At 68.1% G+C, this 14,921-nt stretch carries 14 protein-coding genes; 7 read left to right on the top strand and 7 right to left on the bottom strand.

Annotated elements, in window-relative coordinates; translation table 11 throughout:
* Positions 1–86: 86 nt before the first annotated feature.
* Positions 87–671 carry a nucleotidyltransferase family protein gene (locus ACFOMF_RS13140; RefSeq protein ID WP_386365532.1) on the bottom strand — a complete coding sequence of 195 codons (585 nt, stop codon included), beginning with the start codon at positions 669–671 and terminating at the stop codon, positions 87–89.
* Complete coding sequence (locus ACFOMF_RS13135) at positions 664–1,635, bottom strand: XdhC family protein (protein ID WP_386365531.1); 972 nt, start codon at positions 1,633–1,635, stop codon at positions 664–666. Before ACFOMF_RS13135 ends, ACFOMF_RS13140 begins: the two co-directional genes overlap by 8 nt.
* Positions 1,636–1,985: 350 nt before the next feature.
* On the opposite strand from ACFOMF_RS13135, the gene ACFOMF_RS13130 reads away from it, so the two are divergent.
* Both ACFOMF_RS13130 and trmA read left to right on the top strand, forming a co-directional pair.
* Positions 1,986–3,278 (top strand): NCS2 family permease, encoded by a 1,293-nt coding sequence (locus ACFOMF_RS13130; RefSeq protein WP_386365529.1) that lies wholly within the window; start codon positions 1,986–1,988, stop codon positions 3,276–3,278.
* A 185-nt stretch (positions 3,279–3,463) separates the two neighbouring features.
* Positions 3,464–4,549 (top strand): tRNA (uridine(54)-C5)-methyltransferase TrmA, encoded by a 1,086-nt coding sequence (gene trmA, locus ACFOMF_RS13125; RefSeq protein WP_386365527.1) that lies wholly within the window; start codon positions 3,464–3,466, stop codon positions 4,547–4,549.
* A 143-nt stretch (positions 4,550–4,692) separates the two neighbouring features.
* On the opposite strand, the gene ACFOMF_RS13120 is transcribed toward trmA, so the two are convergent.
* Positions 4,693–5,922, bottom strand: a complete 1,230-nt coding sequence (locus ACFOMF_RS13120; RefSeq protein WP_386365525.1) for a TIGR03862 family flavoprotein — start codon at positions 5,920–5,922, stop codon at positions 4,693–4,695.
* A 155-nt stretch (positions 5,923–6,077) separates the two neighbouring features.
* Positions 6,078–6,998 carry a histone deacetylase family protein gene (locus tag ACFOMF_RS13115; protein ID WP_386365523.1) on the bottom strand — a complete coding sequence of 307 codons (921 nt, stop codon included), beginning with the start codon at positions 6,996–6,998 and terminating at the stop codon, positions 6,078–6,080.
* 144 nt (positions 6,999–7,142) lie between these two features.
* Here ACFOMF_RS13115 and ACFOMF_RS13110 point away from each other — a divergent pair, with 144 nt between their 5' ends.
* Positions 7,143–8,009, top strand: coding sequence for an acyl-CoA thioesterase domain-containing protein (locus tag ACFOMF_RS13110; protein ID WP_386365521.1), 867 nt, complete (start codon positions 7,143–7,145; stop codon positions 8,007–8,009).
* A gap of 32 nt (positions 8,010–8,041) precedes the next feature.
* Complete coding sequence (locus ACFOMF_RS13105; protein ID WP_386365519.1) at positions 8,042–8,605, top strand: HAD family hydrolase; 564 nt, start codon at positions 8,042–8,044, stop codon at positions 8,603–8,605.
* A gap of 15 nt (positions 8,606–8,620) precedes the next feature.
* On the opposite strand, the gene ACFOMF_RS13100 is transcribed toward ACFOMF_RS13105, so the two are convergent.
* Positions 8,621–9,058: a DUF411 domain-containing protein gene (locus ACFOMF_RS13100; RefSeq protein ID WP_386365516.1), complete on the bottom strand. Its 438-nt coding sequence runs from the start codon at positions 9,056–9,058 to the stop codon at positions 8,621–8,623.
* 179 nt (positions 9,059–9,237) lie between these two features.
* On the opposite strand from ACFOMF_RS13100, the gene ACFOMF_RS13095 reads away from it, so the two are divergent.
* Complete coding sequence (locus tag ACFOMF_RS13095) at positions 9,238–9,762, top strand: DUF4345 family protein (protein ID WP_386365514.1); 525 nt, start codon at positions 9,238–9,240, stop codon at positions 9,760–9,762.
* A gap of 2 nt (positions 9,763–9,764) precedes the next feature.
* Here ACFOMF_RS13095 and ACFOMF_RS13090 read toward each other — a convergent pair whose 3' ends face one another.
* Positions 9,765–11,084, bottom strand: a complete 1,320-nt coding sequence (locus tag ACFOMF_RS13090) for a DEAD/DEAH box helicase (protein ID WP_386365512.1) — start codon at positions 11,082–11,084, stop codon at positions 9,765–9,767.
* Positions 11,085–11,202: 118 nt separating this feature from the next.
* Here ACFOMF_RS13090 and ACFOMF_RS13085 point away from each other — a divergent pair, with 118 nt between their 5' ends.
* On the top strand, positions 11,203–11,865 hold the full coding sequence (locus ACFOMF_RS13085) for a hypothetical protein (RefSeq protein ID WP_386365510.1): 663 nt from the start codon (positions 11,203–11,205) through the stop codon (positions 11,863–11,865).
* Here ACFOMF_RS13085 and hrpB read toward each other — a convergent pair.
* Positions 11,862–14,375, bottom strand: coding sequence for an ATP-dependent helicase HrpB (gene hrpB / locus ACFOMF_RS13080; protein WP_386365508.1), 2,514 nt, complete (start codon positions 14,373–14,375; stop codon positions 11,862–11,864). The genes ACFOMF_RS13085 and hrpB overlap by 4 nt on opposite strands.
* Before the next feature lie 127 nt (positions 14,376–14,502).
* On the opposite strand from hrpB, the gene ACFOMF_RS13075 reads away from it, so the two are divergent.
* Positions 14,503–14,919, top strand: coding sequence for a polyribonucleotide nucleotidyltransferase (locus tag ACFOMF_RS13075; RefSeq protein WP_386365506.1), 417 nt, complete (start codon positions 14,503–14,505; stop codon positions 14,917–14,919).
* Positions 14,920–14,921 lie beyond the last annotated feature (2 nt).

The following is a 14,921-nucleotide window of genomic DNA, read 5'->3' as shown; positions in this document are numbered from 1 at the left end:
CTCAGCTGTTGGCGGGCGTTGGGGGTACGACTGCCGAGGCGTGGAATGGGTTCAGGCTGACCGACGCAGCGCGCCAGGCGATCCCGTCAGCAGCGATCGCCGGGACGGTCGATGTCCTTGAGGATTCCCGGATCGTCCACGGCGAGACGCTGTACCGTCGCGCCGGCAAACAACGCCTGGGCGCCGCGGTCGCCTGTTAGCCGGAGCAGGGCGTCGGCATGATCGGCGCCGATGCATCGGGGGTGCCCCGGTTGGCCATCGTAGGTGGGCAGGATCAGCCCACGCCGATCCAGAGCGGCGGCCAGGCAGGCGTAGGTGTCCGGGCGGACATAGGGCATGTCACCCAGGGTCACCAGCCAGCCGCGGGAGACCGGGCTGGCTGCCACGGCGCGCGCCAGGCTGGTGCCCAGGCCATCGGTGTCGATCAGCAGGCGTTGCGCCTCGGGCTGCCAGGCCGCCACGGCGTCGGCCAGGCGCGGGTGTTCGCGGCGGATCACCACCACCACCCGCTCGGCCACCCCGCTCAGCGCCGCGAGGGTACGCTGCAGCACCGCGGGGGATGCGGCGCCGGGATCGCAGGGCGCCAGCAGCTTGTCTTCGCCGCTTTCGGCCCGGTAACGGCGACCGAGACCGGCAGCGAGCACCAGGGCGCAGACCCCGGCTTCAGGCACAGCGAACCGAGCGCAGCGCAGTGTGCTGTACGGCCCCATTGCGCAGGGCGACCACCTCGGCCATCAGCGACAGAGCGATTTCCGGCGGCGTACGGCTGCCAATGGGCAGCCCGATCGGCCCATGCAGACGCGCCACCGCCGCCTCGGGCAGGCCCAGGCTGAGCAAGCGCTCCTTGCGTTTGTCGTTGTTCGCCTGCGAGCCCAGCGCGCCGACGTAGAAAGCGTCGGACTTGAGCGCGGTGAGCAGTGCCATGTCATCCAGACGCGGATCATGGGTGAGCGCCACCACCGCGGTATGGGCGTCGGGCTCGATGGTCAGTACCGCGTCGTCGGGCATGCCGCCGACGAAACGCACTCGAGACTCGTCCCAGTCCTGCGCGTAGGCCTCGCGCGGATCGCAGATCAGCACCTCGAAGCCCAGCCCGATCGCCAGGTCCGCCACATAGCGTGACAGCTGCCCGGCACCGATGAGCAATAGCCGCCAAGCCGGACCGAAGGGCGCGCGCAAGGTCTTGCCGTCGAAACGCAACGGCTCGGGCGCATCGGCGGCCTTCAGTTCGACCCGGCCGCTGGCCAGGTCGAGCTTGCGCACCACCCGCTGATGGGAGGCACAACGCTTGAGCAGGTCGTCGATCCAGCCGACCTTGCGCAGGGGCTCTCGCACCAACCTGAGGGTACCCCCGCACGGCAGCCCGAAGCGCGCCGACTCGTCTTTGCTGATGCCGTAAGTCAGGAGTTCGCAGTCATCGTTATCCTCCAGCGGCAGGCGCGCCAGCAGATCGTCCTCGATGCAACCGCCAGACACCGAGCCTTCGACCCGGCCGTCCTCACGCAGGGCCAGCAACGAACCGACCGGTCGCGGCGCGCTGCCCCAGGTTTCCACCACGGTGTAGAGCAATACCGAATGGCCGTCAGCGAGCCAATCGCGGGCGCGCCGAAGAACCGTCAGATCCACTGCATCCATTTGTTTCCTCGTTCACGTGCACGGCGCCAGGAGCGGCCGTGTGAAGACCTCTGATGAGTCGGGCGGTTCGACCGGTTGCCTGGCCGAGCGCGTCGGTCATTGGCGGCAGCCCTGATAGAGCCTTCGACCGCTTTGCCCCGCACCTTTGCGCGCCCTTATGAGAACATGATGGGCGCCGCCCGGCCCGCCGGGTACTAGCGAAAGGTCGGGCACCGCCCATCCGACCCGCCACGCTTTTCCGGAACTCGGACGACGACCGGGGAACCGTGGCAACAGCGACCCCTCTCATCAAAGCGCCATCAACCACCCACAAGCCGTGCGACAGCAGGGCTGACGCGACGGAGACACCCATGCTGGAGCGACTCTTTCAACTGCAGGCCCACGACACCACGCTGCGCCGGGAAGTCCTGGCAGGCTTCACCACCTTCCTGACGATGGCCTACATCCTCTTCGTCAACCCCAGCATCCTTGCCGAAACCGGCATGGATCACGGTGCGGTGTTCGTCGCCACCTGCCTGGCCGCGGCCATCGGCTCGGCGATCATGGGCCTGGTGGCCAACTACCCCATCGCCCTGGCGCCGGGCATGGGGCTGAACGCCTTCTTCACCTACACCGTGGTGCTGACCATGGGCTACACTTGGCAGACCGCGCTGGGGGCGGTGTTCCTGTCCGGTGCGATCTTTTTCCTGCTGTCGGTGTTCAAGATCCGCGAATGGATCATCAACAGCATTCCGCTGGCCCTTCGCGCCGGCATCGCCGCGGGGATCGGCCTGTTCCTGGCGATCATCGCCCTGCAGAACGCCGGGATCGTGGTGGGCAACCCGGCTACCCTGGTCAGCCTTGGCGACCTCTCCGCCGGCGGCCCGCTGCTGGCATGCTTCGGCTTCATCCTCATCGCCGCCCTCGCCTACCGCCAGGTCACCGGCGCGGTGATGATCGGCATCCTGGTGGTGACCGGCCTGTCGATCCTGCTCGGGCTGTCGGAGCTGGCCGGGGTCATGTCGATGCCGCCGTCGCTTGCGCCCACCTTCCTGCAGCTGGACATCCTCGGCGCGCTGGACATCGGCCTGATCAGCGTGGTCTTCGCCTTTCTGTTCGTCGACCTGTTCGATACCTCCGGCACCCTCGTCGGCGTCGCGCAAAAGGCCAAGCTGCTGGACAAGGACGGCAAGATGCCACGCCTGGGCCGCGCCCTGCTGGCCGACAGCACCGCCACCATGGCCGGCGCCGGCCTCGGCACCTCCACCACCACGAGCTACATCGAGTCGGCCGCCGGCATCGCCGCTGGCGGGCGCACCGGGCTGACCGCCTGTGTGGTGGCCCTGCTGTTCCTGCTCAGCCTGTTCTTCGCGCCCCTGGCCGGCTCCGTCCCGGCCTACGCCACCGCTCCCGCGCTGCTGTTCATCGCCGTACTGATGATGAGCTCGCTGGTGCAGATCGACTGGGACGACCTCACCGTCGCCGCCCCGGTGGCCATCGCCGCGCTGGCGATGCCCTTCACCTTCTCCATCGCCAACGGCATCGCCTTCGGCTTCATCGCCTGGACCTCCATCAAGCTGCTCGCCGGCCGCGGGCGCGAGTTGAACCCGGCACTGGTGATTCTCTCGGTGCTGTTCGTCATCAAGCTGGGCTGGTTTGCCTGACGGTGCAAAAGCCGAAAAGAGCGCTGGAGGCCGAGGCCGGCCGGAAAGCCGGCACACCGCCTCCGAAGGGTGGGCTTCAGCCCACCCTTCGCATCACCTGCTCAGGCCACCCGCTCCCCACGGCCTGACAGCCCCGCCCCCGCGCCGTACAATCGCGGCCTTTTCGCCCAGCCAGCCGAGACGCCATGAGCCGCCCGCACTTCGACCCCGCCCAGTACGACGCCCAGCTCTCCGAGAAACGGGCCCGCCTCGTTGAGCTGCTCGCCCCCTTCGACGCGCCCGAGCCGGAAGTCTTCGACTCGCCCCGCGAGCATTACCGCCTGCGCACCGAGTTCCGCCTCTGGCGCGAGGGCGAAAACCGCCATTACGCGATGTTCGAACCAGGTGACAACCGCAACCCGATTCTGCTCGACGACTTCCCCATCGCCAGCAAGCGCATCAACGAACTGATGCCGAACCTCAAGGCCGGCTGGGCCGACCCGGCGCTGGGCTTCAAGCTGTTCCAGGTGGAATTTCTCACCACCCTGGCCGGCGATGCGCTGATCACCCTCGCCTACCACCGCCCGCTGGACGACGCCTGGCTGGCGGCCGCCGAGGCGCTGTCGGCAAGGCTCGGCGCCAGCATCGTCGGCCGCTCCCGCGGCCAGCGCCTGGTGGTCGGACGGGACTACGTCGAGGAAGAGATGACCGTGGCCGGGCGCACTTTCCGCTACCGCCAGCCCGAAGGTGCCTTCACCCAGCCCAACGGCGTGGTCGCCGGCAAGATGCTCGACTGGGCATATGAAGCCATGGGCCCGCGGGACGATGATCTGCTGGAACTCTACTGCGGCAACGGCAACTTCACCCTGCCGCTGGCGACCCGGGCGCGCAAGGCGCTGGCAACGGAGATCAGCAAGACCTCAGTCAACGCCGCGCTGGCGAATCTGGCCGACAACGGCATCGACAACGTGACCCTGGTGCGCCTCTCCGCCGAGGAACTGACCCAGGCGCTGAACGAAGTCCGCCCCTTCCGCCGACTGGCCGGTGTGGACCTGAAGAGCTACGACTTCGGCACCGTCTTCGTCGACCCGCCGCGGGCCGGGATGGACCCGGACACCTGCGAGCTGACCCGGCGTTTCGAGCGGATTCTGTATATCTCCTGCAATCCGGAGACGCTGGCGGCGAATATTGCGCAGCTCCATGACACCCATCGGGTGACGCGGTGTGCATTGTTTGATCAATTTCCGTATACGCACCATATGGAAAGTGGGGTGTTGTTGGAGCGGCGCTGAAGCGTTGATTTGTTGGGTGGGAAACGGCGTAGCCTTTCCCACCACTGGGTCCCACTGGCGTCACCTGCAGTATCAGGGCCTACCGCTTTCCTTGGCTCCACTGACAGGCTCCACCGGTGGACAAGGCTGCGCCGTTGTCCACCCTATAATTCGAGCCACCGCAATACCCCTTCCCCTGCCGCCTTGCCGCTGGCAAAACAGGCCGTCAGCAGATAGCCCCCGGTGGGCGCCTCCCAATCCAGCATTTCCCCGGCACAGAACACCCCGGGCAGCGCTTTCAGCATCAACCCCTTATCCAGCGCCTCGAAAGTCACCCCTCCGGCACTGCTGATCGCCTCGTCCAGCGGTCGAGAACGAACGACCACCAGCGGCAGCGCCTTGATCAGCATCGCCAGCCGAGCCGGATCGGCGAACGCCTCCGCCGGCGCCAGTTCGCGCAACAGCGCCGCCTTGGCCCCGTCGAGCTTGAGCTGCCGGGCGAGGTGCCTGGCCATGGACTGCGAGCCGCGCGGTTTGGCCAGGGCCACGGCCACATTATCGAGCGGCCGATCAGGCAACAGGTCCAGCACCAGCCGCGCCTCGCCATCATCAACGATGCGCTCGCGAATCGACGCGGACAGGGCATAGACAAGGCTGCCCTCGACGCCCCACTCGGTCAGTACGCACTCGCCCTTGCGGCTCGCCGCACCGTCGAGCGCCAGGCCGATCCCCTTGAGCGGCGCGCCGGCGAAGCGCTGGCACAGGTGATCGCTCCACCCCGGCACCTCGAAGCCGCAGTTGGCCGGCTGCAGCGGCGCGATCTCTACGCCCTGCGCCGCCAGCAGCGGCACCCAGGCGCCGTTCGAGCCCAGCCGTGCCCAGCTGCCGCCGCCCAGGGCCAGCACGGTGGCGTCGGCGTGGATCGCCTGCTCGCCCTCGGGCGTGGCCAGGCGCAGGGCGCCGTCGTCGCGCCAGCCTAGCCAGCGATGACGGGTGTGAAGGCGCACGTCGGCCTCGCGCAGGCGCTTGAGCCAGGCGCGCAACAGCGGCGCTGCCTTCATATCGCGAGGGAACACGCGGCCGGAGCTGCCGACGAAAGTTTCGATGCCCAGCCGGTGAATCCAGACGCGCAGGTCATCGGGGGTGAAGGCTTCCAGCAGCGGCCGCAGGGTCTCGGCGCGCGCTCGGTAGCGGCCGACGAAGGGCTCGAAGGGTTCTGAGTGGGTGATGTTCATCCCGCCGACGCCAGCCAGCAGGAACTTGCGACCGACCGAGGGCATGGCGTCGTAGATGTCCACCACCAGACCCGCCCTGGCAATCACCTCGGCGGCCATCAGTCCGGCAGGACCACCGCCGATGACGGCGACATGGGGGGAGCGGGGTTGAGCAGGCATGCGCGTGGTCCGTAAGAGAAGGCTGCGATTTTAGGCCCCTGCCAGACCGAAGCCCAGCCCGGGCGCGGCGCCCGCGCATCCGTAGGAGCGAGTTTGCTCGCGAAGTGCAGCTACCGATGGTTCGCGAGCAAGCTCGCTCCTACGTGTCCAGGGATCTACCCCAACCCATGCCTGACCCACGCCTCGGCGGCGGCGAAGTGCAGGGTCGCGTGGCGGCGGGCGACCGCGGCCCGGTCCTTGTCGTAGCCACCGCCGATCAGCCCGCAGACCGGGATATCCCGCCCCAGGCAGTGGTCGAGCACAGCCCGGTCGCGGGCGCGCAAACCCTCGTCGCTGAGCATCAGCAGGCCCAGGGCATCGTCCCGGTGTACATCGACCCCGGCGTCGTAGAGCACCAGGTCCGGCTGGTACAGCGGCAACAGGTAACCCAGCACCTCGTCGACCTTGCGTAGGTAGTCGGCGTCACCCATTCCCGGCGGCAGGTCGATGTCCCAGTCGCTGCGGGCCTTGCTCACCGGAAAGTTCTTTTCGCAATGCAGCGACACCGTGATCGCGTCGGGGACCGACTCCAGTATCCGCGCAGTACCGTCGCCCTGGTGCACGTCGCAGTCGAAGATCAGCACCCGCCCGACCCGCCCGCTTTCCAGCAGCGACAGGGCGATCACCGCCAGATCGTTGAAGATGCAGAAGCCCGAGGCATGGTCATGATGGGCGTGGTGGGTGCCGCCGGCGAGGTGACAGGCCAGCCCGTGAGTCAGCGCCTTATCGGCCGTGAGCAACGAGCCGCCCACGGCCCGCAGCGTGCGCCGCGCCAGCTCGGAGCTCCACGGCAGGCCCAGGCGGCGCAGCTCCTCGCGGCTCATCTCGCCGCTGCAATAACGTTCGATGTACGTCCGGTCATGGGCCAGCGCGAGGATCTCGGGCGAACAGGTTTCCGGGCGCAACAGCGCCGCATCGGTGCTCAAGCCGCGTTGCACCAGGTGATCGCGCAACAGGCGAAACTTCTCCATGGGAAAGCGGTGGCCATCGGGCAGCGCCGGGCTGTAGTCGTCGTGATACACCAGAGGTAGCGGCATGGGGGAAACCCGTCGGAAAGCCTCTGCAGTATCGCAACAGCCTGGAGGACCGCTCAAGGCACGCCGACCGCGGGTGCGTCGGTCGGCTGGCTGGAGCGGCAGGGCGCGAAGCCGTACCATGGCTTTTTTGCCCGGACAGAAGCCATGACCCGATGCGTCGATACCCCCGCCGACCTGCTGGTGCTCGAAGCGCTTGAAGAAAACCTGTTCCGCGGCCAGAGCGAGGATCTCGGCCTGCGCCAGCTCTACGGTGGGCAGGTGCTCGGGCAGGCCCTTTCGGCGGCCACCCGTACACTCGAAGGTCGCGGCGCGCATTCGCTTCATGGTTATTTCCTGCGCCCGGGCGATGCCCAGTTGCCAGTGATCTATCAGGTGGATCGCCTGCGCGACGGCGGCAGCTTCAGCACCCGGCGGATCAGCGCTATCCAGAAGGGCCAGGTGATCTTCAGCGCGATCGCCTCGTTTCAGCAGCTCGAGGAGGGTTTCGCCCATCAGCCGGCGATGCCCGAGGCGCCGCCACCGGAGAGCCTGGAGAATGTCGAAACCCTGGTCCGCCAGCTCGGCGACCGCCTGCCGCGACGGGTCACCGAGGCCAGCCGCGCGCCCAGCGGTATCGAGATTCGTCCGGTGCTGCACGGCGACCCGCTGCTTGCGCAACCGCAACCGGCGCTGCATCAGGCCTGGATGCGCGCGTCCACGGCCGTCTCAGGCGACCAGGCGCTGCACCGCTGCCTGCTCGCCTATGCCTCGGACTGCATGCTGCTGCCCACGGCTCTGCTGCCCCATGCGGTGACCATGTGGCAGCCGGACATGCAGGTGGCCAGCCTCGATCACGCCCTCTGGTTCCATCGCGACGTGCGCATGGACCAGTGGCTGCTCTACAGCCTGGAAAGCCCCTGGGCAGGCGGCGGCCGCGGCCTGGCTCACGGCCGTTTCTACAACGAGGCGGGCGAACTGGTGGCCAGCGTCGCCCAGGAAGGGCTGATGCGGCGCCGGGAGGACTGGGCATAAAGTTCACCGACAGCCGCCACTGGGTGTTCGACATGGACGGCACCCTGACCATCGCCGTGCATGATTTCGCCGCCATCCGCCAGGCGCTGGACATCCCGGCGGACGACGACATCCTGCATCACCTGGCCAGCCTGCCCGACGCCGAGGCCGCGCCCAAGCGCGCCTGGCTGCTCGACCACGAGCGCGAACTGGCCTGCGCGGCACGCCCCGCGGAGGGTGCCCGGGAGTTGCTGGAGGAACTGCAACGTCGAGACTGCCGCCTCGGCGTGCTCACCCGCAACGCCCACGAGCTGGCGCTGGTGACACTGGAGGCGGTGGGACTGGGCGAGTTCTTTCGGCCCGAGGAGATTCTCGGCCGCGACGAGGCGCCGCCGAAGCCACACCCCGGTGGCCTGCTGCATCTGGCCGCCCGTTGGCAGGTAGCACCGCAGCAACTGGTGATGGTCGGCGACTTTCGCATGGACCTGGAGTGCGCAAGGGCAGCGGGCGCCCGGGGCGTGCTGGTGAACACGCCCGACAACCTCTGGCCGGAACTGGCCGATGGTCACGCCCGCGATTGTGCCGAACTGCACCGCTGGCTGGAAAACCGGGACTGAGCGAAGCGACAGGACTCAGCGATTGCCCGGATACTCCGTCAGCACGCTTTCGCGGCCCTGGCGATCGAGGCCGATCACCTGATAGGCATCCTGGCGGCCGCCCATTTCCATGCCCGGCGAGCCCACTGGCATGCCCGGCACGGCAGCGCCGATCAACGTCGGATCCTCACGCAGCTTGAACACGTCTGCGGCCGGGACATGGCCTTCGACGAACTTGCCGTCGATCACCCCTGTATGGCAGGACGCCAGCCGATAGGGCACGCCGAGGTTCAGCTTGATCGCACCCATGTCTCGCTCGACATGGTCCCGGACGGTAAAGCCGTTGTCTTCGAGATGGGTGATCCAGTCCTTGCAGCAGCCGCAGTTGGCGTCACGATGGACATCGATCAACAGCGGTTCGGCCGCCTGGGCAAAACCGACAAAAAGGGTGGCAATGAACAGCAGGCGGCGCATGGACAGGTCTCCGGATTAAGCGTCGATGCAGCATAACGCCTCGATTGCGGGCCGCAAGCCCGGAAGCGACACATGGTCGGTTACATCCTGACAGGAACGAAACGCCATGTTTCCCATCAAATTTCCACTGGAATACGGCCATACAAAGGAATGCCGTGCGGCTTTCAGGAGGAACTGACATGCGTTTCGCTCGCTCCGTCGTCATCTGCCAGGGATTGATCCTGGTAGCTTTTGGCCTGGCCTTTTGCTGGCGCCCCCAGGAGATTGCCATCCTTACCGGCACGCTGCTGATGGACGCCAATTCGATCGGCCTGATGCGTGCCTGGCTCGGCGGCCTGCCACTGGGACTGGCCGCTTTTCTCTACTGGAGCCTGCGCGACAGCGAGCGCGTTTCCAGCGCTCTGGTGATGCTGCTGGGCGGCATGGCCGCACTCGCCCTCGCGCGTCTCGCCACGGCCCTGATCAGCGGTTCCGCGCCCATCGGCTACGACCTCTTGCTGCTCGCCTGGTGGGTCCTGGGCGCCGCCTCCGCCGGGCTGGCGCTGCATGGCCTGCGCGAGCGCCCGGCCGTGACCCGACAGCGGCCGACCCACCTGCCCAGCGAGCCGCCCCGGCCGTTCCGCCGCGGCGATGGCGACGAGGCGGGAGCAAGGGAGGTGATGCCCTTTCACCGAACGGATGAATCAGTGCGCTCCGGGACCTAGCCTCAGCGCTTCCTGCGCGGCGCCGGACTGCCCAGCTTTGGCACCTGGCGAACGGCGCGCGCCTTGGGTTTCTCGTCGTCCTCGAACCAGTTGCCCAGGTGAACTTTCCCCTGCCCGTCCTTTGGCTTCTTGGCTTTTTTCGGCTTCTTGATCACCTGCCCGCCGGGCGCCGTGAGCGGCACCCGGTGTTCCGGCACAAAGCCAAGCTCATCCTGCCGGCTGATGACCTGGCGGATCAGCGTCTCGATGGCCGCCAGTTGGTCCACTTCGTCAGCGCATACCAGTGACACCGCCTCGCCTGCCGCACCGGCCCGCCCGGTGCGACCGATGCGGTGCACGTAATCCTCTGCGACGATGGGCAGGTCGAAGTTGACCACCCGCGGCAGGTCGTCGATGTCCAGCCCGCGGGCGGCGACATCGGTGGCCACCAGCACCTGCACTTCGCCCTCCTTGAACCGCTGCAGCGCACGCAGTCGAGAAGGCTGCGGCTTGTCGCCATGGATCGAGTCGCTGGGAATACCCGCCGCCTGCAACTCGCCGACCAGTTGCTCGACGCCCTTGCGGGTCTTGGCGAACACCAGCAGCTGGCCCCAGCCACGGCTGCTCATCAGGTGCAGCAACAGCTCTGCCTTGCGCTTCTTGTCCACCGTGACCAGCCATTGCCGCACGCTGGTGGCCGCCGCGTTGCGCGGGCTGACGTCCACCGTCAGCGGATCGCGCAGCAGCTCGCCGGCCAGTTGCCGAATCGCATCGGAAAAGGTCGCGGAGAACAGCAGGGTCTGGCGCTGGCGTGGCAACGCCGCGAACAGTTCGTCGAGCTCCTGGGCAAAACCCAGGTCCAGCATGCGGTCGGCTTCGTCGAGCACCAGCACCTGCAGTTGGGCGAAGCGCACCGCGTTCTGCCGGTACAGGTCCAGCAGGCGGCCAGGCGTGGCCACCACCACCTCGATGCCCTTGCGCAGGGCCATCATCTGCGGGTTGATGCTGACCCCGCCGTACACCGCATAGCTGCGAAGCGGCAGGTCGCGGCCGTAGTCACGCACACTTTGATGCACCTGCTCGGCCAGCTCGCGGGTGGGCACCAGCACCAGGGCGCGCACGCTGTTGGCGCTTACCGCCGGACCCTGTTGCAACAATCGCTGCAGCAGCGGCAGGGCAAAGCCGGCGGTCTTGCCGCTGCCGGTCTGCGCCGAGGCCAGCAGGTCGCGCCCCTTGAGCACGGCGGGAATCGCCTGGCGCTGGATCGGCGTCGGAGTGTCGTAGCCCAGGCTGTCGAGGGTACGCAGAAGCGGGTCGATCAGGCCCAGCGAAGCAAAGGTCATGGTGGCGCTCCAGCGGTAGCGAGGCAAAGGGTCGCGATTCTAGCAGGCGCAGCCGCATGCCCACGGCAGCAGTTGAACTGATAGAGTGTCGCCCCCGTTCGACCACGCCTGTCTGGATATGAATCTGTTTGCCGTGCTGCGCGACGCCTGGTTTTTCTTCTCGCACAACCTGCTGTTCATCGTTCGCCTGTGCCTGCCGCTGATCCTGGTGGAGAGCGGCGCCCGCCTGGCGCTCGGCCTGTGGCTGGGCGATGCCGATCGATCGATGCACGACATGCTCGCCGGCATGCTGTTCTATCCGCTCTACACCGGTGCGCTGATCCTCTTTCTCGACGCACGCAGCCGCGGCATGGACGTCTCCCCCAGCCAGTTGCTGGCCATGGCCCTGCAGCGCTGGTTGCCGCTGGCCTTGCTGGTGGCCCTCAGTTCGTTGCTGATCATCATCGGCGCCTCGCTGTTCATCCTCCCTGGCATCTGGGTGATGGTGAAGCTGGCTTTCGCCGAGTTCCTGCTGATACAACGCGGCCTGACTCCGCTGGCGGCTATGAAGGAGAGCTTTGCCCTGACCCGCGGGCGCTTTCTGCCAGTCCTGAACTGCGTGCTGGTGGTGATCATGCCGCTCTGGCTGCTCAGCGCCCTGGCCAGCGAAGGCCTGTCGGCGGACGCCGACCCGATCACCGGGCTCGCCGTGGACGGCCTGCTGGGCATGGGTCAACTGTTTGGTACGGTGGTGTTCTTCCGCCTGTTCATGATGATCTCCAGCGAGCCGCAAAAGCCCTAGCGCCTGGGCTTGGCGCGCGCAGTCGGTTCGGCCACCAGCGGGTCGTCCGGCCAGTAGTGCTTGGGATAGCGCCCCTTCAGATCCTTTTTGACCTCGGCATAGGTGTTGGCCCAGAAGCTCGCCAGATTCCCGGTGACCTGCACCGGCCGCCGCGCCGGCGACAACAGGTGCAACTTGACCGCCAGCCGCCCGCCGAGGATGCGCGGGGTGTCGGCCAGGCCGAACAGCTCCTGCAGACGCACCGCCAGCACCGGCGGCTGCTCGTTGTAATCCAGGCGGATGCGCGAGCCGGACGGCACGCGGATACTTTCCGGCGCCAGCTCATCGAGCTGCTGCGGCAGTGGCCAGGGCAGCAGGGTGGAGAGCATGGCGGCCAGGTCCAGGCTGGCGAAATGAGCCAGGCGGCTGACCTTGCCCAGGTAGGGCAAGAGCCAGTCCTCGAGCCGCGCCAGCAGTGCCGCATCGCTCACATCCGGCCAATCGCTGACCCCGCTGCTGCTCCCACTACGGCCCAGGCCCTGGCGCAACAGCATGACCCGCGCCTGCCACTGACGCAGTTCCGGCGTCCAGGGCAACAATTCCAACCCCTTGCGCCGCACCAGATCCAGCAGCGCCCTTGCGCGCGCATCGGCGTCAGGCTCCAGCGGCACACTGGCCAGCACCAGCTCGCCGACCCGACGCTGGCGCTCGGCGCGCAAAACGCCCTCGCGCTCGTCCCACTCCAGTTGGTCACGCTCGACCACGCACTCGCCCAGCATCCCCTCGAACAGGGCCGGATCGAGCGCGGCGGCGCGGTAGATGCGCTCCTCGCGCTGACCCTGACGACCGCCCAGCTCGGCGATCACCAGCCATTCGTGCTTCATCAGTGCGTCGACCTCACCGAACTGGGCGGCGCGACCGTTGGCCAGCCGATAATCGGTGCCGCCGTGCCGGCGCTGGCGGGCGATCCGGTCGGGGTAGGCGAACGCCAGCAGCGCCCCGGGCCAGTGCCCGCCTTCGGCGTCAACCGGCGCGGGGCGTGACGCCGCCGGTAGCATGCCGCGGAACTGCCGCGCCAGCTGTCGCACCCGCTGCACCGCGCCATCGCCGCGGCCGGCCGCCAACAATACCAGCCGGTTGGCCAGATCGGCTCCGGCGCCACGACCGATGTCGCGCTCCACCAGCAAGGCAGCGATCTCGCAGGCCAGCGGCGCCAGCCCAAGCGCCTGGCCGCGCAACAGCAGATGGGCCAGGCGCGGATGGGCAGGCAACTCGGCCATGGCCTGTCCGTGGGGCGTGAGGCGAAGCCCGGCGCCTTCCTCGAGCGCGCCCAGTCGCTGCAGCAGCCCCTGGGCCTGGGCGTGCGCCGCCGGCGGTGGCGGGTCCAACCAGCACAGCTCGTCAGGCGCCGCGCCCCAGCGAGCCAGCTGCAGGGCCAGGCCCGACAGATCGGCCTGGAGAATTTCCGCCTCGCCATAGGCTGGAAGCTGGGCGTGCTGGTCCTCTGACCACAAGCGGTAGCAAACGCCAGGCTCCAGCCGCCCGGCACGGCCGGCACGCTGCTCGGCCGAGGCGCGGGAGATGCGCCGGGTGTCCAGGCGGGTCATGGCGCTGGACGGATCGAAGCGCGGCACCCGCGCCAGGCCGGCATCGATCACCACCCGCACCCCTTCGATGGTCAGGCTGGTCTCGGCGATGTTGGTGGCCAGCACCACCTTGCGCCGCCCGGCCGGCGCCGGCTCGATGGCCGCACGCTGGGCGGACAGTTCCAACTCGCCATGCAAGGGGCACAGCAGCACAGCGTCACGCCCGGCCAGTGCCTCGGCCAAGTCCTGGGCGACCCGGCGGATCTCGGCCTGCCCCGGCAGAAACACCAACAGGCTGCCGGTTTCCTCGTCCAGCGCCTCCAGCACCCGCTGGACCACCCGTGGCTCGAGGCGCTCGCCGGCCTGCCAGGGGCGACCCCAGCGGATCACTACCGGGTACATGCGCCCCTCGCTGCGCACCACCGGCGCGCCGTCGAGCAGCAGCGACAAGCGCTCGCCCTCCAGGGTGGCGGACATCAGCAAAACCTTGAGCGGGGTGTCGCGCAGCAGCGCGCGGGCGTTGAGGGTCAGCGCCAGCGCCAGGTCCGCATCCAGGCTGCGCTCGTGGAATTCATCGAAGATCACCAGGCCGACGCCTTCGAGCGCCGGGTCGTCCTGCAGGCGCCGGGCGAGGATGCCTTCGGTGACCACCTCCAGGCGCGTGCGCGGCCCGACCCGGCTGTCCAGGCGGATGCGGTAGCCCACCGTTTCGCCAACCCGCTCGCCCAGGCTCTGGGCCAGCCGCTCGGCCGCCGCACGCGCCGCCAGTCGCCGCGGTTCGAGCATGAGAATGCCCTGCCCGGCGAGCCACGGCTGGTCCAGCAGCGCCAGCGGCACCCGGGTGGTCTTGCCCGCGCCAGGAGGTGCTTCCAGCACCACTTCGTCACGAGCGCGCAGCGCGGCGAGCAACGCTGGCAGGGCGGTATCGATGGGTAGCGCGGACATGGACGGGCTCGGCAGGGAAAGGCACCGCAGTATACCCGGCGCGCGACAGGCGCCGCGGCGGCACCAAATCTCGCCGCCGCAGTCCAGTCCCTTGTATAGTCGCTGCGTTTTTTTCCAGGAGGTTCCCATGCGTAAAGGTATGCGTCTTGTGAGCGCTGTGCTCGCTGCTTCCCTTCTTGCCCAGCTGGCCGGTTGCGGCACGCTCTTCTATCCCGATCGACGCGGACAGATCGATGGCCGTATCGACCCGGCCGTCGCCGCGCTCAATGCGGTCGGCCTGCTGTTCTATCTCGTGCCGGGCCTCGTCGCTTTCGCCATCGACTTCACCACCGGCGCGATCTATCTGCCGAATAGCCGTTACAGCCTGTCGCCGCAAGAGCTGCAGGAGGTGATCGGTGCCGACGGGCAGGTGGATGGCGCACGGCTGAAGGCGCTGATCGAGCGCGAAACCGGCCACAGCCTGCCGCTCGACGATCCGCGGCTGATCCAGCATCAGGGCGGCCTCGAGCAGTTGGCGGCCTACGGTCTGCGCCCGGCCGCCTGATC

The organism is Stutzerimonas tarimensis, assembly GCF_042648805.1.
GTDB classification, from domain to species: Bacteria; Pseudomonadota; Gammaproteobacteria; order Pseudomonadales; family Pseudomonadaceae; genus Azomonas; species Azomonas tarimensis.
Note: the sequence above shows the minus strand (reverse complement) of the source record. Positions and strands in the feature narration are given on the sequence as shown.

Bases quoted from the DNA above. Each gene is read 5' to 3' on its own strand.
- ACFOMF_RS13135 (WP_386365531.1), bottom strand. From the start codon at position 1,635: ATGGATGCAGTGGATCTGACGGTTCTTCGGCGCGCCCGCGATTGGCTC.
- ACFOMF_RS13120 (WP_386365525.1), bottom strand. From the start codon at position 5,922: ATGCCTGCTCAACCCCGCTCCCCCCATGTCGCCGTCATCGGCGGTGGT.
- ACFOMF_RS13085 (WP_386365510.1), top strand. From the start codon at position 11,203: ATGAATCTGTTTGCCGTGCTGCGCGACGCCTGGTTTTTCTTCTCGCAC.
- ACFOMF_RS13115 (WP_386365523.1), bottom strand. From the start codon at position 6,998: ATGCCGCTACCTCTGGTGTATCACGACGACTACAGCCCGGCGCTGCCC.
- ACFOMF_RS13095 (WP_386365514.1), top strand. From the start codon at position 9,238: ATGCGTTTCGCTCGCTCCGTCGTCATCTGCCAGGGATTGATCCTGGTA.
- trmA (WP_386365527.1), top strand. From the start codon at position 3,464: ATGAGCCGCCCGCACTTCGACCCCGCCCAGTACGACGCCCAGCTCTCC.
- ACFOMF_RS13110 (WP_386365521.1), top strand. From the start codon at position 7,143: ATGACCCGATGCGTCGATACCCCCGCCGACCTGCTGGTGCTCGAAGCG.
- ACFOMF_RS13130 (WP_386365529.1), top strand. From the start codon at position 1,986: ATGCTGGAGCGACTCTTTCAACTGCAGGCCCACGACACCACGCTGCGC.
- ACFOMF_RS13105 (WP_386365519.1), top strand. From the start codon at position 8,042: ATGGACGGCACCCTGACCATCGCCGTGCATGATTTCGCCGCCATCCGC.
- ACFOMF_RS13090 (WP_386365512.1), bottom strand. From the start codon at position 11,084: ATGACCTTTGCTTCGCTGGGCCTGATCGACCCGCTTCTGCGTACCCTC.
- hrpB (WP_386365508.1), bottom strand. From the start codon at position 14,375: ATGTCCGCGCTACCCATCGATACCGCCCTGCCAGCGTTGCTCGCCGCG.
- ACFOMF_RS13075 (WP_386365506.1), top strand. From the start codon at position 14,503: ATGCGTAAAGGTATGCGTCTTGTGAGCGCTGTGCTCGCTGCTTCCCTT.
- ACFOMF_RS13100 (WP_386365516.1), bottom strand. From the start codon at position 9,058: ATGCGCCGCCTGCTGTTCATTGCCACCCTTTTTGTCGGTTTTGCCCAG.